Genomic DNA, 21,978 nt, shown 5'->3' on the forward strand with positions numbered 1-21,978 from the left:
GAGCGTAAAGTAGTTTTTGCTACGTTGTTTTTATGTGCTAATTGTTAATTTGTGGAGTGAAAGATATGGCCGAAGGATTTTTTTCTAGATATATAGGACAGCCTATAAAAAATTTTTATAATTATGTTACGGGAAAGAAAGAAGTGTCTGATGATATGCAGAATACAGCAAATCAAGAAAGCTCAGAATTGTTGGAAACTGATGTGCAATCAAATGATGTACCACCAAATAGTGATCATATAATATAGATGGCATGAGAATCACGCCATCTAAAGTTAAAAAATTCCTTGAGAAACCCGATACTTTAAGTGGTGTATTAATTCATGGGAGTGACAATAGTAAGGTCGATATTTTTGTACAGGAAATAATTGCCAACTTGAATGAGTATTCAGTTCAGGTGATGGATTTTGCAGTAGTGAATAAGTCGCCTGGCTTGTTATTTTCCGAGTTGGCAAACATTTCGATGTTTACTAAAAAAAGGTTAGTTAAGCTGATAAATGTCAGTGGAAGTATATCTAAAGAGTTAAGAAACATATTGGATCATAATATAGGCGATCATTATATAGTAATGATAGCAAATGATCTTCCATATAGTTCTACAACTAAAAGTTATATGGAAAGCTCAAAAATTTTCGGTGTCATTACCTGCTATAAGGACAGCGGTAGTAATCTTTGTGATATTATATCAAGTTACTTGAAACAAAATGATATAGAGTGCACAAGTGAGATAATCTACCACTTGCAGTCTTATTTTAATCATAGCAAACTGCCTATATATTCAGAGCTTGAAAAATTAGTTTTATATCTAGGAAAAAGAAAAGATCTTAAACTTGCTGATATAGATCTATGCTTTTCAACCTCCGGCAATGATTATGTTACACTTGATAATCTGTGCTCTGCAATAGTGAGTAAAGACATGGGACAATTCATCAAAATTTCCGATGTATTGATATTACAAGAGAATTTTTCACCGATAGCATTAATCCGTATTATATCAAATTATTTTCTACGGCTAGAAAGCGTTTTGCTGTTAATACAAAATGGAATGAATGAACAAGCTGCAATTGACCAGCTGAGTCCTCCATTGTTCTTCAAACAATTGCAGAGTTTTAAATCTCATTTGAAAAGTTTGCAACTTTCAGAACTTAAGAAGATCTTAGAAAATTTGATGAGCTTGGAAGTGACCTGTAAAAGAACTGATCTGAATCATAAAATGATCTTTCAGCATGAGATTAACTATTGGTGTCATTCAAATACATTCGGTGCATTTAAACCTTTTGTATGATTTTCTTCTAACCTTGCAACAATGCTCTCTCTACCGATAAAAATTAATAATTTAGCGAGTTCTGGACCTGTTTCTGTTCCTGTTAAAGCGAGGCGCAACTGCATAAATAGATCTTTTGCCTTTATATCAACTGTCTGTCGAATATTTTTAACCCATTCTGATAACGTATTTTCATTACAATCACCTTGAGGTAATGTGCTTAGCGCTATTTTTATAAACTCTTTATTAAGAACCACAGGCTCTATACCAAATTTGCATGTTTTCCACCATTTGGCCACCTCAGAAAACTTTTCTATATTACTCCTTATAAAATACCAAAACTCTGAGCCAATTTGACTTAAACGATCTTGCACCATTTCAAATGGCATTTGTTGCAGCACTTTGCTATTTAGCTTATACATTTCACTCAAGCTGAATTGTAAAGATGCTGAGCTAAATTTTTTGATATCAAATGAGTCAATTAAAGGCTGCATATCAACATGAGCTTCTATTGGATCAGATGTGCCAAGTTTTGCTAAATAGCTAGTTAGCGCCATTGGCTCAATCTCATCTTCTCTTATGGACTTAATATCCAACCCACCTTTCCGTTTCGATATTTTGCTATCATCAAAGTGTAGTAGGGGAAGGTGGGCAAAGATAGGAATTTTCGCTTTTAATGCTTGAATCATTTGAATCTGAACTGCGGTATTAGTTACATGATCTTCCCCACGTACAACATGGGTTACATTAAAGTCAACATCATCAATGACAGAAGGTAGCATGTACGTATAAATTCCATCTTCTCTTTTTACTACAGGATCGCTGATATGAATTGTTGCAATATTTATTTCGCCTTTAACTTCATCATTCCATTTTACAGTTTTATTTCTATCCAATTTAAATCTGAAATGTGGTTTTCGTCCTTCTTGCTCATAACGAATTTTCTCTTGCTCAGTTAAAAGCAACGCACCTTTATTGTAAATAGGGGGAAGTCCTTGTTTTAACTGCAATTTTCGTTTAGTGTCTAATTCTTCTCTTGTTTCATAACATGCATAAATATGACCTTCTTTCATTAACTGTAAGAACACCTCGTTATAGCGCTCAAAACGCTCTGATTGCTTAAAACTTGAATTCCAATTTATGCCAATCCATTTTAGGTCTTCTATGATATTATCTACATATTTGATATCTGAACGCTCAAGATCAGTATCATCAAAACGTAGTAAAAATTTTCCATTTTGATTACGTGTGTACATCCAACAAATGAGTGCAGTGCGTATGTTTCCTACATGTAGGTAGCCAGTTGGGCTTGGAGCGAATCTTGTTAGCATTTAAATGATTACTTTAGTTTATTTTAATTTTATATAAATGTACTGCTAAAGCAAGATTCTTCTTCTTTGTCTTGGTGTTAGTTGCTACAAAGTACAGCGAACATGAAACCTTTTTGTTAGAGTTCCATGATCTGCCTAAAATACTCTGAAAGCACGGCTTTAGTTATTTACTCTAAATATATTATACGTATACTTGTTATTAAATAAATTTGAAATGATAAGAAATGAGTGAATTTAAATCAATCCGCAATATTGCAATAATTGCACACGTTGACCACGGAAAAACTACTTTACTTGATAACATGTTAAAACAAAGTGGCACGTTTCGTGAGAATCAAGAAGTTCAAGAACGAGTGATGGATAGTGGTGATCAAGAACGTGAACGTGGGATTACAATACTTGCAAAATGTACGTCAATAATGTGGGGTGATAAGAAAATCAATATCATTGATACACCAGGACATGCGGATTTTGGTGGAGAAGTGGAAAGGGTGCTCTGCATGGCAGATGGTGTATTACTACTGGTTGATGCTGCAGAAGGTCCAATGCCACAGACTAAGTTTGTGTTGTCAAAAGCACTAAAGGCAAATTTAAAACCGATTGTGATAATCAATAAGGTTGATCGACCAGACAGCAGAATTGATGAAGTACTAAATGAAATATATGAGTTATTTTTTAACCTTGATGCAACCAACGAGCAACTAGATTTTCCAGTACTCTATGCTTCAGGTAGAAATGGTTGGTGTGCTAAGGAGCTATCTGATGAGAGAAAAGATTTAAGCCCATTATTTTCAACGGTGATAGATTACATAAAACCTTCCGTTTATGATCAAAATGCACCTTTTGCTATGCTAGTTACTTTACTTGAATCTGATAAATTTCTTGGCAGAATATTGACAGGAAAGATTTACCAAGGAATCGCGCAAGTTAACTCAGATCTTAAGGTAATTGATCTTGATGGTCAAGTGGTTGAGCGAGGGAGATTAACTAAGTTACTCTCATTTTCTGGCTTAAAACGCGTTCCAGTAGAGCAAGCTGTAGCTGGTGATATCATTGCCATTGCAGGACTTGAGAAAGCTTCAGTTTCAGACACTATAGCAGCACCAGAAGTTACAACTGCGATCAGCTCAACTCCAGTTGACCCGCCAACAATGGCGATTACTATAAGCGTGAATGACTCACCTTTTGCTGGGCAAGAGGGAACAAAACTTACCTCAACTGTTATAAAAGATCGTTTATATGCAGAAGCAGAAACAAACGTTGCAATTACTGTAACTTTGGCTCCAAGTGGTGAAGCATTTGAAGTAGGTGGACGTGGTGAGTTGCAGCTTGGGGTACTGATTGAAAATATGAGAAGGGAAGGTTTTGAACTTTCAGTTTCACGGCCTCGAGTGCTGTTTAAAGAAGAAGATGGCAAAAAACTTGAACCTATAGAGGAAGTAGTAATTGATGTAGATGATGAGTATAGTGGAATCATCATGGAAAAACTTAGCTTTCGAAAAGGTGAAGTAACTGACATGAGACCTTCTGGTAGTGGCAGAACTAGGTTGACATTTTTAGTGCCATCAAGGGGATTAATTGGCTATCAAGGAGAATTTTTAACTGATTCTCGCGGCACTGGTATAATCAACCGTTTATTTCACAGTTATGCTCCACATAAAGGTTCAATTTCCGGAAGGCGTAATGGGGTTTTAATTTCAACAGACAAAGGCGAAGCAGTAGCGTATGCAATTTTCAATCTGCAAGATAGGGGAATTATGTTTATTAAGCCACAGGATAAAGTATATTGTGGCATGATCGTCGGTCAGCATAGTCGTGACAATGATTTAGAAATAAATGTACTTAAAGGTAAGCAATTAACAAACGTAAGAGCTTCAGGTAGCGATGAAGCTATAAAGCTTACTCCACCAAAAATAATGACACTGGAGGACATGATAGCGTATATAGATGATGATGAATTGGTAGAAGTAACTCCAAAGTCTATACGTCTGCGCAAGAGATTCCTCGATCCAAATGAACGTAAACGTGCAGGAAGGGCGAAGAATAAAGAGTAATCAACGTTCCTGATAAAAATCTGAATCCCAGTGTAACTACTTGCATGATAGGAGAAGAAGTACTGTCACGACATTATTGATACTGGGCTTTTTTGCCACTCTGTTGAACGGACACTGATTAAGTTCTTCTATTTTCTTGTAGTCTATGAGAAATAGATACATTATCTAATGCAGTTCTAACATTAGTACCGTTCTGATGAATAACTACAGATAGCTCAAAAGCATTTAAAGTATATTCAACATATGGAGACAGTACAGTACTTACTGCAATAAAGACTTCTTGTAGTATACCACTATTTCGAGCTTGTATCAAAATAGAATTGATACATTCGTTATTACCTTTATATATAGCAAAGGCAAGTGGTTTGATGACATACGTCAGGCTTGGAAATTGCATAATATCTTTAGAAGTAAGGATATTGTGTAGTATACCACTATTTTGAGCTCTTATTAAAATAGAATTGATACATTCGTTATTGCCTTTATATATAGCAAAGTTAAGTGGTGTGATGATATACGTCAGACCTGGAAACTGTACAATATCTTTAGAAGCAAGGATATTGTGCAGTATACCACTATATTGAGCCTGCATTAAAATAGAATTGATACATTCGTTATTACTTCTATGTATAGCAAACGCAAGTGGTGTCAAAGTGTAAGTATAACCTCTTATTGTATAGTTCATAGTACTTGAAGTCTTAAGAATTTCTTGCAGTATACCTTTGTTGTTAGAGTGTGTTAAAATAAGATCAACAGATTCATTATTATCTTTATATATAGCAAGGTTCAGCAGTGTTAGAGTGCGTCCCCCACCTCTTGGAAATCGTGTAGTATATCCAACTGTAAGAACTTTTAGTAAATCATTCTCTGAGGCTGCTTCTAAAATATTATTAATGCTCTTTCTATTCCATATGGCCCTTTTTAACTGAAAATACAAATCTTTTTGTTTTCGTGTTAAATTTTGATGATTTAGCATATTTTTGTAACCTCGCTTTAAAGTCAATGTAGTTTAATTATTAAAATTAATGTGTCAATATACGCTAGAATAATATTAAAGGGTTTTTTAGAGAGCGTATATAGACAATGAAAGTACACTTGATCCGAATGAACGTAAGCGTGCAGGAAGGGCGAAGAATAAGGAGTAATCAACGTTCCTGATAAAAATCTGGATGAGCTACTCGGATAACACCATCATAAAGGGAACCAGTGTCAGTTACTTGAGCAGATACTGGGATGACAAGAGAAGGCTACAAAGGTGTCATGCAAGTAGCTCATCCAGCTTTTTTATAATCATCGAAAACATTGTATTTTAACATTACTTTTATACTTATAAGTTTCTAGGCACTGGATTTGTTGTAGACTTACTCTATCACTTTACCCTCTTATTTTACCACTCTCCTGCCTATATATTTTTATATGAGGATTTTTGCAAAAGTTTCGCATTTTTTGTAACATGATTTTCAGTATGTGTAACCTAAATGCAAATTGATCACGAAACTAGTGTAATTATTGAGGCCATAGAGAAATTTGGTGGTGAGGCAAGACTTGTTGGTGGATGTGTTAGAGATTCAATTTTGCAGCGTGAAATTCACGACATTGATCTTGCTACTAATCTGCTGCCTAATCAAGCAGTTAAAGCGTTAAAACTCCGTAATATAAAAACTATTCCAACTGGCTTAAAACATGGAACTATTACTGCGATTTTAAATAAAAGATCCTTTGAGATTACAACGCTAAGGCATGATGTAAAGTGTGACGGTAGACATGCGAAGGTAGAATTTACTAATGATTGGCAAGCTGATGCTTCAAGGCGCGACTTTACGTTTAATGCTCTTTATGCAGACAAATATGGCCATATATACGACTACTTTGGTGGCATTCAGGACTTAAAAGCACGAAAGTTAAACTTTATAGGTAACGCTGAAGATAGGATTAAGGAAGACTATCTACGTATTTTAAGAGCGTTTCGTTTTCACGCTAAAATATGCATAGGAGATTTAAGTGATGAAATATTGGATGTGTGCAAAAAGCATTCACACATGATTCAAAACCTCTCTGGAGAGAGGATAAGAGAAGAAATATTTAAACTCTTGGAATGCAATGATCCTGCTCCGACACTTAAGAGCATGCAAAAATCTGATGTTTTACAAAAAATTATTCCAAAAGAAGTAAAATGCGAAATTTTATCTTCACCACTTCTTATCAACACTAAACCTCCTACAAAACCCTCAGCGTATGTCCATACGCCTTTCCTAGATCCCACAATCGATGCACTAACAAAATTAGCGTTGCTTATTAGGACTGCTGAAGATAGAGTTAGTCTTGGGGAAGAAGTGAGCAAGTTTTTACGTCTTTCAAATAAGCAAAAGAAAAAAATATTATTTTTATTATCAAACAATATCAAAACAGAGCTTTCAGAAAAAGAGCAAAAGAAATACATATCTTTATTTGGTAAGGAATTATATTGTGACTTAATGAAGATTTGTGGTATTGAGTCTGGAATAAATGTTGATGAGTATATTTCATTTGCTAAGATGTTTAACATTCCAAAATTTCCTTTATCTGGTGATGATTTAATAACTATAGGTCATCAACCAGGGAAAAGTTTAGGTAGAAACTTGGAATTGCTACGACAACATTGGGAAGACAGCTCCTACACTTTAACAAAGGAGGAGCTAATACTTTATGCTAAGAGCCTACTCTAGTTATCTAGCTAATCTCTTCATGTTTGATATAGTAGTGTGACTCATGGAAGAATTAGGTGTGTATTCTTTTTTAGCTTTTTCTGTTAATTGATACTCGTTTACTCCTCCTTGAGTCTGATTACACATTCCCTGATCTGGGGATAAAAATTTATCTCTTATACTTGATGCTAGTTGTAACAACTCGATATTACTTGAAAAAAATTCCATTCTACCTTTTATTAACTCCTCCGAAACAATTTCTTGGAGATTGCTATTATCTTTGCTATGAAAGTTGTTCAAGACAGAATCTGTAATTGCATTAGCAGCTTCCTCATCCCAACTTAAATTTTTCATGCATTTTTTAATAGAAAGTAACAGCTTGTCTTTTAACACACCATCACGTAACTCCTTATCTATATTTCCAATATTACAATATTTTTTGACAACTCCTTTAACTTCAGCTTCTATGATCTCACTTGCTAATTTTTTCAAATTATTTTTTAATAATTCAAGTAACTTATTGCTTTCAAATTTACCATCACTTTGATTTGATGGGAACGTTCAAAAAAGTGTGTCAAACCGAAAAAAAAGTAATAAATTGATATAAAAAATGGAGGTTTGATATGGGTCAAGCAAATAGAACTACTGGTTTGGTAGATTATAAAGAATTAGAAACAAATATCCTGTCATCTATACGAGAAGGAAGACCATTGACAGGAAGAGATGGAGCATTAACACCGTTTATAAAAAGGTTGCTAGAGGCAAGTCTGGAAGGTGAAATAGAAAGCCACATGTCAGCTAAAAGTGAAGAAAATAACCGAAGAAATGGAAGGAATGCAAAAACTTTACGTACAAGTTCAGGCTCATTTGAACTATTAACACCAAGAGACAGAGAAGGAAGCTTTGAACCGCAAATAGTCAAAAAAAGGCAAACAAGCCTACATCCAGAACTTGAAGCAAAGGTCTTAAGCACATATGCCAGTGGCATGGGATACAGAGATATAGCTTCACATGTTGAGGAAATATATGACCACAAAATATCAGCAGCAGAGATATCCAGTATTACTGATAAACTGCTACCAGTAATCAATGAATGGCGCAGCCGCCCACTGCAATCAGTGTATCCAATAGTGTTTATGGATGGCATGTTCTTTAAGGTCAAGGAGGACGGACATTGTATAAGTAAATGCATGTATAATATATTGGGCATAAATCAAAATGGCAGAAAAGAAGTATTAGGTTTTTATTTGGCTGAAAGTGAAGGAGCTAACTTCTGGTTGGGAGTTCTAAATGACCTAAAAGAGCGAGGAGTAGAAGATATTCTAATTGCCTGCATTGATGGGCTAAAAAGCTTTCCTGCGGCTATAAATAGTGTGTTTCCTAAGGCAGAAGTACAGCTATGTATAGTGCATCAGATAAGGAATTCACTGAAATATGTATCTAGCAAAGATGTAAAAGTTTTCATGAATGATTTGAAAAAAATATATCGTGCTTCAAGTAAAGAGATCGCTGAGAATTATCTGCTTGAGCTGGAAGAAAAATGGGGAGAGAAGTATCCTTTAGTTATAAAATCCTGGCAGAACAATTGGGAAAACTTATCCAGTTATTTTAAGTATTCTGGGCAAGTTAGGAAGCTGATTTACACCACCAATCCAATTGAGGGGTTGCATAGACAAATCAGGAAATTTGGGAACGTTCAAAAAAGTGTGTCAAGCCGCATTTTTAGTTCAACTCAATTTTCAATCTATCTGGAAAGAAAATATCAAGTTGAGAAATAGTTAAAGCCCAATTAGGGAGAGCCATAATCCACTTTTGCTCTACCTTTTTTATAGCACAATATACCTGTTTGTACAAGGCATTTGTACTAGTAAATGAACCCTTAGTTTTAGTAAATTTCCTGATTTGTCTATGCAACCCCTCAATTGGATTGGTGGTGTAAATCAGCTTCCTAACTTGCCCAGAATACTTAAAATAACTGGATAAGTTTTCCCAATTGTTCTGCCAGGATTTTATAACTAAAGGATACTTCTCTCCCCATTTTTCTTCCAGCTCAAGCAGATAATTCTCAGCGATCTCTTTACTTGAAGCACGATATATTTTTTTCAAATCATTCATGAAAACTTTTACATCTTTGCTAGATACATATTTCAGTGAATTCCTTATCTGATGCACTATACATAGCTGTACTTCTGCCTTAGGAAACACACTATTTATAGCCGCAGGAAAGCTTTTTAGCCCATCAATGCAGGCAATTAGAATATCTTCTACTCCTCGCTCTTTTAGGTCATTTAGAACTCCCAACCAGAAGTTAGCTCCTTCACTTTCAGCCAAATAAAAACCTAATACTTCTTTTCTGCCATTTTGATTTATGCCCAATATATTATACATGCATTTACTTATACAATGTCCGTCCTCCTTGACCTTAAAGAACATGCCATCCATAAACACTATTGGATACACTGATTGCAGTGGGCGGCTGCGCCATTCATTGATTACTGGTAGCAGTTTATCAGTAATACTGGATATCTCTGCTGCTGATATTTTGTGGTCATATATTTCCTCAACATGTGAAGCTATATCTCTGTATCCCATGCCACTGGCATATGTGCTTAAGACCTTTGCTTCAAGTTCTGGATGTAGGCTTGTTTGCCTTTTTTTGACTATTTGCGGTTCAAAGCTTCCTTCTCTGTCTCTTGGTGTTAATAGTTCAAATGAGCCTGAACTTGTACGTAAAGTTTTTGCATTCCTTCCATTTCTTCGGTTATTTTCTTCACTTTTAGCTGACATGTGGCTTTCTATTTCACCTTCCAGACTTGCCTCTAGCAACCTTTTTATAAACGGTGTTAATGCTCCATCTCTTCCTGTCAATGGTCTTCCTTCTCGTATAGATGACAGGATATTTGTTTCTAATTCTTTATAATCTACCAAACCAGTAGTTCTATTTGCTTGACCCATATCAAACCTCCATTTTTTATATCAATTTATTACTTTTTTTTCGGTTTGACACACTTTTTTGAACGTTCCCGGAAATTTACTAAAACTAAGGGTTCATTTACTAGTACAAATGCCTTGTACAAACAGGTATATTGTGCTATAAAAAAGGTAGAGCAAAAGTGGATTATGGCTCTCCCTAATTGGGCTTTAACTATGTCTCAACTTGATATTTTCTTTCCAGATAGATTGAAAATTGAGTTGAACTAAAAATGCGGCTTGACACACTTTTTTGAACGTTCCCCACTTGTAATGATAATATGATCAAATAATCTAACGCTTACAGTACTACATGCTGCTGCTAAGCTCTTTGTTACTTCTTGATCTTCTTCTGAAGGTTCTAAACTTCCCCCAGGGTGGTTGTGTGACATTATTACTAATGTTGCATTCTTTATTAATGCTTTTCTTGTAATTTCCTTTATGTATACTGGTGCTTTTTCCATTTCACCAATATAGGATTCTTCTCCAATTAGTTGACGCCTTTTATTCAAGTACAGTATTTTTACACATTCCCTTTCTGAGTGGCCTATACTTACGTTTAAGTACTCTACTAGCCCTTGTAAGTCCATTATTGGCTCACTTTTGAGCTTTTCTCTCAGTACCCTTTCTAGTGTTTCCTTAACACACATAATCATTGCTACTGCAGAATCAGTTACTCCTTCTATAACTTTCAGGTCATCCATTTCTCTACCTAAAATCCTTCCTACTCCTGCATAAGTATTCACCAGATTTTTAGCAATTTCTTGAGCTTGCGGCCTTTCATGTACTGCACTTAAAAATGTTTCCATTATTTCACGATCAAGTAGTGCTTTGCCTTTGCTTTCTAATATTCTGAATTCTATTTCTTCTTTATTCTTATTATTATTCATATAATTTACCCTTCACTAACAACAAACTTTTTTTTAATATTTACTGCTTTATCAGCATTGGCATAGAGCCATAGCTTCCGAGTGAAGTCAAATCAATTTTTCAATCTTTTTTACTTATTTTTTCATCAAAAAGTAAAGATATTAATAGATACTGATTTTTTATTTTAAATTTGTTGAATTTCGTCTAAAGAGATGCCTACTGTTTTTAAAATAATATTGATAGAAATTCCTTCCTTAACTAAATCCTTTGCAATTTTCATCTTTTCTGCTCTTTTCACTTTCTCTTCGCAAATTTGTATGCTTTCAAACAGAGATTTCATTAGTGCATGACGTAGTTCTTGGCTTTCAATTTTTTTGTATTCTTCAATTAAATTAGGTACCACTTTATCATCTGCATCGGGAACGTTCAAAAAAGTGTGTCAAGCCGCATTTTTAGTTCAACTCAATTTTCAATCTATCTGGAAAGAAAATATCAAGTTGAGAAATAGTTAAAGCCCAATTAGGGAGAGCCATAATCCACTTTTGCTCTACCTTTTTTATAGCACAATATACCTGTTTGTACAAGGCATTTGTACTAGTAAATGAACCCTTAGTTTTAGTAAATTTCCTGATTTGTCTATGCAACCCCTCAATTGGATTGGTGGTGTAAATCAGCTTCCTAACTTGCCCAGAATACTTAAAATAACTGGATAAGTTTTCCCAATTGTTCTGCCAGGATTTTATAACTAAAGGATACTTCTCTCCCCATTTTTCTTCCAGCTCAAGCAGATAATTCTCAGCGATCTCTTTACTTGAAGCACGATATATTTTTTTCAAATCATTCATGAAAACTTTTACATCTTTGCTAGATACATATTTCAGTGAATTCCTTATCTGATGCACTATACATAGCTGTACTTCTGCCTTAGGAAACACACTATTTATAGCCGCAGGAAAGCTTTTTAGCCCATCAATGCAGGCAATTAGAATATCTTCTACTCCTCGCTCTTTTAGGTCATTTAGAACTCCCAACCAGAAGTTAGCTCCTTCACTTTCAGCCAAATAAAAACCTAATACTTCTTTTCTGCCATTTTGATTTATGCCCAATATATTATACATGCATTTACTTATACAATGTCCGTCCTCCTTGACCTTAAAGAACATGCCATCCATAAACACTATTGGATACACTGATTGCAGTGGGCGGCTGCGCCATTCATTGATTACTGGTAGCAGTTTATCAGTAATACTGGATATCTCTGCTGCTGATATTTTGTGGTCATATATTTCCTCAACATGTGAAGCTATATCTCTGTATCCCATGCCACTGGCATATGTGCTTAAGACCTTTGCTTCAAGTTCTGGATGTAGGCTTGTTTGCCTTTTTTTGACTATTTGCGGTTCAAAGCTTCCTTCTCTGTCTCTTGGTGTTAATAGTTCAAATGAGCCTGAACTTGTACGTAAAGTTTTTGCATTCCTTCCATTTCTTCGGTTATTTTCTTCACTTTTAGCTGACATGTGGCTTTCTATTTCACCTTCCAGACTTGCCTCTAGCAACCTTTTTATAAACGGTGTTAATGCTCCATCTCTTCCTGTCAATGGTCTTCCTTCTCGTATAGATGACAGGATATTTGTTTCTAATTCTTTATAATCTACCAAACCAGTAGTTCTATTTGCTTGACCCATATCAAACCTCCATTTTTTATATCAATTTATTACTTTTTTTTCGGTTTGACACACTTTTTTGAACGTTCCCTCTGCATCCTCTGTTAGTTCAAGTAGGTCCATGATATTAATCGATAACGCCTTTGCTATCTCATATAATCTTCCCAGTGGAACAGCAGTTCTTCCTTGTTCATAGTTGCTTATTTCATCACGTGTTGTACTCATTTTCTTTGCTAAATCCTTCTGAGTATATTCCCGCACTAGTCTCCATTCTTTTATCTTCTTTCCTATTTTGCAGTATATAGAACCTATTTTTTCTTCAACACATTCATCAGCAGAGAGGCCAATTGCTTGTGAAACAATATCAACAGAAATCCCTGCTTTAACCAGGCCCTTTGCAATTTTTACTTTCTCTGCTTTTTTACTACTTTTCTCACCAACTCGGGTAAATTTTGTTAGCAAGTAAAACACCTTGCGCAACTCTTGATCATTAATCGTTTTATATTTTCTTACTAGATTTAATATTTCCTCTCCCTTATCTTCAAAACAGATTTTTTCATTTGATACAGGAATAAGATCCGTAATATTAATTGATAACACCTTTGCTATAGCGCACAACTTTTCAATCGAAATTTTTCGTGTTCCTTTTTCATATTGTAGTACTATTTGATATGTTACGCCGATTTTTCCCGCTAAATCTTTTTGAGTATAGCCTCGCTTTAACCTCCAGCTCCTTACTTTTTGTGCTATCTGATACCTTATAGAGATATTTGCCATAAATATTATACAGTTTAATACTACCAAATAAAGATATACAAAAGGGATGCTTCTTTCTATGTTTGAATTTTAGTTGAATATTTCTTCACAATTGTGTATAATTACTAATGCTTTTTAGGTTAATTCGTCATGGCTCTTTCGAAATTTCTTGATCCCAAAAATGACTTGAGCTTTAAAAAGATCTTTGGCTCTGAAAAGAATAAAAATATCTTAATTCACTTCCTCAACGATATCTTAGGTTTTTCTACTTCTGATCAAATAATGGAAATTGAATTCCTTAGTACCATTATGGATCCTGAAATTGCCTCTGACAAACAAAGCATTGTTGATGTTCTTTGCAAAGACTCTATTGGTAATAGATTTGTTATCGAAATGCAACTCGCTCGTGATAAAGGCTTTGAGAAACGTGCTCAACTTTATGCTGCTAAAGCTTACTCTCGGCAATTAGATAAATCTGGTAATTACATTCATCTTCAGAAAGTCTTCTTTATTGCTATTTCCAATTGTAACCTTCTGCCTGAAGAAGTTGACTATATTTCTACTCATAATATACGCGATATCAAAACCAATGGGCATTACTTGAAAGATTTACAATTTGTCTTTATTGAGTTGCCTAAATTTACAAAAAATAAGGTAGAGCAATTAGAGAATACTACAGAGAGATGGTGTTTCTTTTTTAAATACGCAGAAGATACAACTGAAGAAGATCTAAAAAAGATAGCAGCAGAAGCTCCGATAATAAAGCTAGCATATGATGAATTAGACAGGTTTCGCTGGAATGAAAAGGATTTGATCGCATATGAAGAAAGAATATTGAGCGTGCAGAAAGAAAACGCTATCCTTGCTCAAAAACTCGATGATGCTAAACATGAAGGAATCCAAATTGGAGAAGAGAAAGGCAGGAAAGAAGGCATCCAAATCGGCCATGAAAAAGGTAAAATTGAAGGTAAAATTGAAGTTGCAAAAAATTCACTCAAGGCCGATGTCCCTATAGATGTTATAGCTCAAATTACCGGTCTCTCTCATTCTGAAATTTTACAACTCAGGGAAAAAACATAAATACTACAACTTATTCACTTCAACATTTATGAAAATCTTCTTTAAGTTAGATATATTCCCTAATTAAGAATCTAATGAACTGTCTAAAATAGCTATAAGGATTGCACATAGAATTATATAAATTACTATCATAACGTTACTCAAACTTCTATATCAAAGCTACGTGCTGTAAGTTCGGGAACGTTCAAAAAAGTGTGTCAAGCCGCATTTTTAGTTCAACTCAATTTTCAATCTATCTGGAAAGAAAATATCAAGTTGAGAAATAGTTAAAGCCCAATTAGGGAGAGCCATAATCCACTTTTGCTCTACCTTTTTTATAGCACAATATACCTGTTTGTACAAGGCATTTGTACTAGTAAATGAACCCTTAGTTTTAGTAAATTTCCTGATTTGTCTATGCAACCCCTCAATTGGATTGGTGGTGTAAATCAGCTTCCTAACTTGCCCAGAATACTTAAAATAACTGGATAAGTTTTCCCAATTGTTCTGCCAGGATTTTATAACTAAAGGATACTTCTCTCCCCATTTTTCTTCCAGCTCAAGCAGATAATTCTCAGCGATCTCTTTACTTGAAGCACGATATATTTTTTTCAAATCATTCATGAAAACTTTTACATCTTTGCTAGATACATATTTCAGTGAATTCCTTATCTGATGCACTATACATAGCTGTACTTCTGCCTTAGGAAACACACTATTTATAGCCGCAGGAAAGCTTTTTAGCCCATCAATGCAGGCAATTAGAATATCTTCTACTCCTCGCTCTTTTAGGTCATTTAGAACTCCCAACCAGAAGTTAGCTCCTTCACTTTCAGCCAAATAAAAACCTAATACTTCTTTTCTGCCATTTTGATTTATGCCCAATATATTATACATGCATTTACTTATACAATGTCCGTCCTCCTTGACCTTAAAGAACATGCCATCCATAAACACTATTGGATACACTGATTGCAGTGGGCGGCTGCGCCATTCATTGATTACTGGTAGCAGTTTATCAGTAATACTGGATATCTCTGCTGCTGATATTTTGTGGTCATATATTTCCTCAACATGTGAAGCTATATCTCTGTATCCCATGCCACTGGCATATGTGCTTAAGACCTTTGCTTCAAGTTCTGGATGTAGGCTTGTTTGCCTTTTTTTGACTATTTGCGGTTCAAAGCTTCCTTCTCTGTCTCTTGGTGTTAATAGTTCAAATGAGCCTGAACTTGTACGTAAAGTTTTTGCATTCCTTCCATTTCTTCGGTTATTTTCTTCACTTTTAGCTGACATGTGGCTTTCTATTTCACCTTCCAGACTTGCCTCTAGCAACCTTTTTATAAACGGTGTTAATGCTCCATCTCTTCCTGTCAATGGTCTTCCTTCTCGTATAGATGACAGGATATTTGTTTCTAATTCTTTATAATCTACCAAACCAGTAGTTCTATTTGCTTGACCCATATCAAACCTCCATTTTTTATATCAATTTATTACTTTTTTTTCGGTTTGACACACTTTTTTGAACGTTCCCGTAAGTTCAATATGGAAAACACATTAACCACTTAGTATTTAATGTCTACTTCATCCATTTTAGTATTAGGACCATCAAACTTGCTACTGGTTTCCCTAATTATTTTGGCTAATTTTGCTACCTTCACTTTAAAATTTTCACTACTTGGCATTTTATAGCTGCACCTCTTATATTATAACCTACCTATTGATATTACCTCCAAGCTTGGTTACTCCTATCTCAGAAAGACAAGTTGATACTTCTGAATGGCTGTGAACTGAAGCATTACTTAAATAACTTTGAGGCTCTAAACTTATCTGCTGTTTTTTTGTACCATCAACTTCTAATCTACCATCTCTGTTGTGTAATATCTGCTCTATTGATTGATTTAGCAGACCCTTATTAAATTGAGCTATAAACTTTTCAAATTTCTTCGGACTTAATTTACCAGCTTCTTTACCAGAACATGCTTTCTCTACATATGAGTTGAAAATCCCCGAAATCTCATCAAATTTACCACTCATGATTTTTCCTGTAACTTCTTTCTGTATTTCCACAAAATCAATATTTAATCGATGCATTGACACACCACTTTTTAATCCAGCTTGCTCTACTACTTTCTCAAATCCCTTTGTAATATTGAGTGTATATTCCTGTGCCTCTAGTGGAGATATAGACTGATCTATTGTAGAAATATACTTTTGACCTGTAACCCTTCTAATCAATAAGTCAAATAAAGTTATTGTACCATTAAAGTCAACCTGTGATAGATAGTGATCTCCCATTTCTAATATTGTATTTCTATCCTTAGGCTTAAATTTAACAGGTGCTTGCCTTTCACACATTCGTTTTAGATTTGCATTTACATAATCGACGTTGTCTCGAAAGAAACCTCCATTTTCTTGTCTTTTATCTGTACCATCAGATGGTAGTGTGGTACCTGTGAAACTACTATTACTTATCGACGCTTTGGCAAATTGCCCATCAACTTGTGATAATGAACTTGCAGTCCCCTCAGATTTAGAACTCAATAATCTACCTACAGAGCTTTTCACCCGACTAAATAAATCATTTATCCATGAAGATGGTTTTGCGCCACTGCTTGTTGCTATCTGAGGTTGGTCTATAGCAAGGGGTTTGCGTGATAAGTTATGAGAATTGTGATCTCCATGGTGATGACGGCGTTTGCGTTCTCCTCTTCCTCCCCTGAGCTTTTTTTCTAAGTATTCCACAATATTATTGTGCCCCTTGTCTTTCGCAATATCTAGCGGTGTTTTACCGTAATTACCTTTAGCACCAAGATTAGCATGAGCATCGACAAGAACTTTTACTATATCAGGACTGTTGGTATCAGCACCATAATGTAAAGGTGTCCAATTGTCTTTGTCTTCAGCGTTAACATTTGCACCACGATTAAGAAGTAATTTGACTACATCTATCCTGTAGTTTTCAACCGCTCCATGCAATGGAGTTGCTTGATATTCTCCGTTTTTAGCTTCAATATTAGCACCGTTATCAAGAAGGAGTTTAACTAGGTTTAAATCACCGATTTCAGCAGCTGAATACAGTAGTGTATTACCGTTCTTGTCATTGGTATCAATGTTAGCACCCTGAGCAATAAGACCTTTAGCTTCATTAAAACCACCGCTTTCCACAATAGTCAACAATTTTCTATCTAATTGTACTTGCTTCAAAATTCCTGCTATATCTAGGTAACCTTTTCGAGTAGCCAAATCTAAAGATGTTTGGTTATAAATATCTCTAACTTCAATATCAGCACCTCTGCCAAGAAGGAGTTCGACTGTATTTAATTTGTTTCCTTGTATAGCTACATGCAATGGTGTCCAACCATTATTGGTTATATTATTAATACCGCTAATATCCTTGTCTAAAAGAAACTTAACTATCTCAAGACTACTACTGTACTGGGCAGCTACATGTAATGGTGTATTACCATACACATCTTTAGCATTAATATTAGCATTGTTATTGAAGAGAAACTCAACTACACTAAGTTTATCACGAGAAGCAGCAAAGTGTAAAAGCGTCCAACCGTACATGTCTTTAGCATTAATATTAGCCTTCTGATTAATAAGATCTTTAACTTCATTAAGACCTGCATCTTGCACTGCAGCTAACAATTTTTTATCTAATTCCGTTTGCTTTAGAAACTCTGCTACATTTGTGTCATTCTCTTGAGCAGCTAAGTCTAAAGGTGTTTTACTATCCTTATCTTTAACACTGATATCAGCTCCTTTGTTCACAAGAAATTTTACCACATCTAAAGCATTGTAATATACAGCATAGTGTAGAGGTGTCCAATCACTACTGTCTTTAGTATTAATCATAGTTTCTTTATCTGAAAGAAATTGAAATATATCATTAAATAGACTCATATTACCATTGTAAACGGCATAGTGCACGGTAGTCCAGCTTGTTGAGAATTTATCTTTATCTGCAACGTCATCTTGATTTCTTTCAGCAGTTTTATCAAGGAAAAGATTAACTATATCCCACTTGCCATTTTTAGCAGCATATTGTAGCGGTGTATAACCGAACTTATCTTTTTCATTTATGAGAGACTTTAATCTTTCTCTTTGGCGAACTGCTTTTACTAGTTCATCAGGTTCTGAATACAAATTATCTTCAAAATTCATACTTTCAATTTTACCTATAAGAAACCTAATAGAACGCAATTTGCCTTCTTGAGCAGCAACATGAAAAAGTGTTTGGCCATCGTTATTTTTAGCTTCAATGTTAGCTTCGCACCCAGCCTTCTTTTGGCAAATCTCTGAAGCTTTATTAATCAGACCTTGTATTTCTGCTATATCAGACAAACTAAACCTGTCTAATCTCCGGATTATTATTGGTTCTAACCCTAAATCGAATTCCAATGTAGAAATCCTATAAGACTCAGAATTATTCCAATTTTTTACATTGATTACATGGTTAGATACTTCGTCGGAAAACACCAAATCTGTATTACTACTGGAAACCCTAATCTGATCTGGAGTAATATCTTTTAATATCACTACTCCTATGCGTTCTTCATCTTGCCCCACCGAAGTTAAAGTGCCATCTTGATTATGTGTGATACTGATAGACTTAGTGAAATCTATAACATATTCTTTTATAATTTTTTCATAATCATTCTTAAGTTTATCTTGATAGTCCATTATTCCATCAACCTCTTGCTGTAAACCTAAATATGGAAAAAAATTACCATTGTTCCACAGAAGAAAATTAACATCTCTCCATTTACTTTGGTCATTATAAAAATCTTCTACTCTAATAATAAAAGGAATCTCACCTTCTCTTGTTAATAAGAGATCATCTTCATCTTTATATTTCTCGATATCTTCAAGATTAGAATCAATCACTAAATGATCACCTTCAAAATCCTTAGGCAACAAAAACATATTCTGAGTCTGTGTGGCATGGAAAAAGGGAGATAATTTGCCACTTTCTACGGAAGAGCCAGCACATGACATTGATTGTACATAAGGAATAAAGGTTTCTCCTTTACTGTTCATAACCATAAGGTGCCTATAGCTGTTACCCTTAAGATAATTTCTTACTTGAACATGAGTATTACTATAGTTTAAATGCAAGTTACACTGTTGAATTGAAAACTCCTCAGGAACTTCTGGCATAACCAACATATCTAATTTTTTATCACCTGAGTTATTATCAATAATAATCTCTCTTTTCTCTGTGTTGCTATCAATAACATACATATCACTTCCATTTCCACCTCTAGCAAACATACTCCTTTGGTCAAAATTTATTATATCTTCTCCTGAAGAACCAAATACCATATGTTGGAATGCGCTATTGCTTTGTAGTTTTGCTCTAACAACACCAAAGACTTTATAGTCCTTATTATTAATGAGTATTTCCTTGTAATGATTTTCTGCAGCATCAAAGCTATCAAGAGAATGTTCTGTATGTAACTCGAACGAGTTAATTTTTGTAATGGATGATTCTAGTTTCTCAATTTTAGGAATAATATTACTACCATTTTTATCTATCAGCATAAAATTAGGTTGATTACTGCCTTGCTTAATATAATTTTTAATATCAAGGGTATATTGATTACCTTGACCCAGCCCTATTTTTAAAGATAAAGTATTATTAGTCGAGAAATAAGATATTTCATCACAATCATCTAGCAGATTAGTTTCCGGAAAGATTACAGTTCCCGTTCCTTTTACATCAATTTCTGAATATAAATCTTTAGCCTCGTAATCTGTGGTTTTTATATAAAAGGTATAATCATTTTCTGCACCTGTAACTTTAGTGTATGGCGCAATAGCTACTTTTTTACAATTATCAACTGTATCCTTCTCATTTTTGCTCAAACCTCCACCACTATTTATAAAGACGTCACGATTATCGTTTCTAGTAAGGCGCCTAGAATTATATGTACATAAAACATTATCTGTCTTATTTTGCCTTCCAATATAGCTATACCTGAAAGCATCGACATTGCTATCAACATAATCATTGATCAATCGATGAAGATTTGTTGTTAACCTTAAAAGACCGGGAGCGTTAGGTCTAAAACGATAGTCAATTTTTGCTTGTACAAAGTCGTATTCTGTTGATTGACTTAGGTCAAGTATATTAGTAGCATTACTTCCACCAATAATTTTACCCGAAAAACCTCCAGGTTTCACAAGAATAAATTTGTTAACAGTATTATTACCACCAGTTATTCCTGTGTTTCCTCTAAAAATCAAGAAGTAGTTATTTAATGTATTACTTCCAACAATGGTACCTTCATCTATGCTTTCTAAATTATAAAGAATTATTGTACCATTTTGCATTCTTCTTCTATCAGCAATAACCATTGTATTTTCACAGTGATGCACAGCTGTTGGAACTGATTTTTTAATACCTTTTTCATAAATTTCGCTAGTGACTTGTGGTAAGCAAATCATCGTAGCATTTTGAATTGGGTCAGGTATAACACGTGAAAGGTTTGTTGTATCAGCATCTGTTCTATTCATTAGAATCTTTCCATACCCTGCATGAAGAGATGGCGTGTCGCTATCCACCCCAAAACCAACTCCATAGGCAACTACATCATTAGGGCTATCACTTAAAGCTTTCCAGGCTCTTTTAGCTTGACTATTAACCATATTATTTCTGGCTGCAAGGTGTTCCAGATCATATGGCATAGATGAAAGTAAAAGCGTATGCAAAAAGATATCGAAATTCTCACCATGAGTTGTATCATACTTCTTTTCATACTCTATAATATTGCTAATACCACTATAAACTCCATGAGTTACCATGAGTCCAAATCCAACTCCAATACCAACTCCAGGCAGACTAGCTGCTGTAAGAGCAACACCAGAAACAAATGACACACCAGAAAAGGCTATAGAAGCTATATTATCTCTTATCTCCTTTTCTCCACATGGATTATTACTATCTTCTCTATTTTTACAGTCTACAAGGTTATTTGCTGATATGCCTATATCAATAATATCAAATATACCAGCTATAGCTCCTGCCGTGCCTTTCGCTATTTTACTTCCAAATTTTACTCCTGCAACTTGAACAACAAATTTTGTCTGCTTACCTAAAGTACCCGGTATAATCCTTCCTACAACTTTTTCAGCTGATGTTACAACTTTTGGAGCAATTTTAACCATTACATTCTCAATTGGTTGAGACGCAAAAGACCATCCTATTCCACCTAGATTTAATCCACAATCCGTTGCTGTTCCATCCTTGCAAGATACAATAGCACCATGAATTCCTCTTATTAATTGTATTCCACCTGCAGCATTCATTAATCTGCT

At 34.7% G+C, this 21,978-nt stretch carries 13 protein-coding genes and 4 pseudogenes; 7 read left to right on the top strand and 10 right to left on the bottom strand.

The genetic code is table 11. The features are described 5' to 3' along the window. The first annotated feature begins 65 nt into the window (after positions 1-65). Both OOT12_RS02300 and holA read left to right on the top strand, forming a co-directional pair. The gene (locus OOT12_RS02300; RefSeq protein ID WP_264374746.1) at positions 66-248 is read left to right on the top strand and encodes a hypothetical protein; all 183 of its coding nucleotides are present in this window, start codon (positions 66-68) and stop codon (positions 246-248) included. 5 nt (positions 249-253) lie between these two features. Continuing rightward, complete coding sequence (gene holA / locus OOT12_RS02305) at positions 254-1,285, top strand: DNA polymerase III subunit delta (protein WP_264374747.1); 1,032 nt, start codon at positions 254-256, stop codon at positions 1,283-1,285. On the opposite strand, the gene gltX is transcribed toward holA, so the two are convergent. Further along, on the bottom strand, positions 1,246-2,595 hold the full coding sequence (gene gltX / locus OOT12_RS02310; protein WP_264376365.1) for a glutamate--tRNA ligase: 1,350 nt from the start codon (positions 2,593-2,595) through the stop codon (positions 1,246-1,248). The two genes, holA and gltX, sit on opposite strands and share 40 nt — an antisense overlap. 224 nt (positions 2,596-2,819) lie before the next feature. On the opposite strand from gltX, the gene typA reads away from it, so the two are divergent. Continuing rightward, complete coding sequence (gene typA, locus OOT12_RS02315; RefSeq protein WP_264376366.1) at positions 2,820-4,649, top strand: translational GTPase TypA; 1,830 nt, start codon at positions 2,820-2,822, stop codon at positions 4,647-4,649. 118 nt (positions 4,650-4,767) lie between these two features. On the opposite strand, the gene OOT12_RS02320 is transcribed toward typA, so the two are convergent. Continuing rightward, on the bottom strand, positions 4,768-5,625 hold the full coding sequence (locus OOT12_RS02320; RefSeq protein ID WP_264374750.1) for a WD_0033/WD_0034 family tandem repeat-containing protein: 858 nt from the start codon (positions 5,623-5,625) through the stop codon (positions 4,768-4,770). Between the two features lie 502 nt (positions 5,626-6,127). Here OOT12_RS02320 and OOT12_RS02325 point away from each other — a divergent pair. Next, positions 6,128-7,354, top strand: a complete 1,227-nt coding sequence (locus OOT12_RS02325; RefSeq protein ID WP_264374751.1) for a CCA tRNA nucleotidyltransferase — start codon at positions 6,128-6,130, stop codon at positions 7,352-7,354. Here the strand turns inward: OOT12_RS02325 and OOT12_RS02330 are convergent, their stop codons facing one another. Then, positions 7,355-7,825: a hypothetical protein gene (locus OOT12_RS02330; RefSeq protein ID WP_264685357.1), complete on the bottom strand. Its 471-nt coding sequence runs from the start codon at positions 7,823-7,825 to the stop codon at positions 7,355-7,357. It abuts the gene before it with no gap. Positions 7,826-7,956: 131 nt separating this feature from the next. On the opposite strand from OOT12_RS02330, the pseudogene OOT12_RS02335 reads away from it, so the two are divergent. Further along, positions 7,957-9,048 (top strand): annotated as a pseudogene (locus tag OOT12_RS02335) (IS256 family transposase); the annotation flags it as partial. Positions 9,049-9,055: 7 nt separating this feature from the next. Here OOT12_RS02335 and OOT12_RS02340 read toward each other — a convergent pair. Beyond that, complete coding sequence (locus OOT12_RS02340; protein WP_264685173.1) at positions 9,056-10,288, bottom strand: IS256 family transposase; 1,233 nt, start codon at positions 10,286-10,288, stop codon at positions 9,056-9,058. Between the two features lie 69 nt (positions 10,289-10,357). Between OOT12_RS02340 and OOT12_RS02345 the strand changes: the two are divergent. Next, positions 10,358-10,534 (top strand): annotated as a pseudogene (locus OOT12_RS02345) (IS256 family transposase); the annotation flags it as partial. Here the strand turns inward: OOT12_RS02345 and OOT12_RS02350 are convergent. From OOT12_RS02350 to wmk, 4 genes and pseudogenes are all read right to left on the bottom strand, one after another. Beyond that, positions 10,531-11,193: a JAB domain-containing protein gene (locus tag OOT12_RS02350; RefSeq protein WP_264685358.1), complete on the bottom strand. Its 663-nt coding sequence runs from the start codon at positions 11,191-11,193 to the stop codon at positions 10,531-10,533. The pseudogene OOT12_RS02345 and the gene OOT12_RS02350 sit on opposite strands and share 4 nt — an antisense overlap. Before the next feature lie 164 nt (positions 11,194-11,357). Next, positions 11,358-11,564, bottom strand: a pseudogene (locus OOT12_RS02355) (WO male-killing family protein Wmk); the annotation flags it as partial. A gap of 61 nt (positions 11,565-11,625) precedes the next feature. Continuing rightward, positions 11,626-12,858, bottom strand: a complete 1,233-nt coding sequence (locus OOT12_RS02360; protein ID WP_264685173.1) for an IS256 family transposase — start codon at positions 12,856-12,858, stop codon at positions 11,626-11,628. A 90-nt stretch (positions 12,859-12,948) separates the two neighbouring features. Then, positions 12,949-13,614, bottom strand: a pseudogene (gene wmk, locus OOT12_RS02365) (WO male-killing family protein Wmk); the annotation flags it as partial. 129 nt (positions 13,615-13,743) lie between these two features. On the opposite strand from wmk, the gene OOT12_RS02370 reads away from it, so the two are divergent. Beyond that, on the top strand, positions 13,744-14,673 hold the full coding sequence (locus OOT12_RS02370; protein ID WP_262986565.1) for an Rpn family recombination-promoting nuclease/putative transposase: 930 nt from the start codon (positions 13,744-13,746) through the stop codon (positions 14,671-14,673). Between the two features lie 210 nt (positions 14,674-14,883). On the opposite strand, the gene OOT12_RS02375 is transcribed toward OOT12_RS02370, so the two are convergent. Together OOT12_RS02375 and OOT12_RS02380 are read right to left on the bottom strand one after the other, a co-directional pair. After that, positions 14,884-16,116, bottom strand: a complete 1,233-nt coding sequence (locus OOT12_RS02375) for an IS256 family transposase (protein WP_264685173.1) — start codon at positions 16,114-16,116, stop codon at positions 14,884-14,886. 249 nt (positions 16,117-16,365) lie between these two features. Next, on the bottom strand, positions 16,366-21,969 hold the full coding sequence (locus OOT12_RS02380) for an ankyrin repeat domain-containing protein (RefSeq protein ID WP_264685359.1): 5,604 nt from the start codon (positions 21,967-21,969) through the stop codon (positions 16,366-16,368). Positions 21,970-21,978 lie beyond the last annotated feature (9 nt).

Origin of the sequence: Wolbachia endosymbiont (group B) of Parapoynx stratiotata (assembly GCF_947250635.1) — a bacterium.
In the GTDB taxonomy this organism is placed as follows: Bacteria; Pseudomonadota; Alphaproteobacteria; order Rickettsiales; family Anaplasmataceae; genus Wolbachia.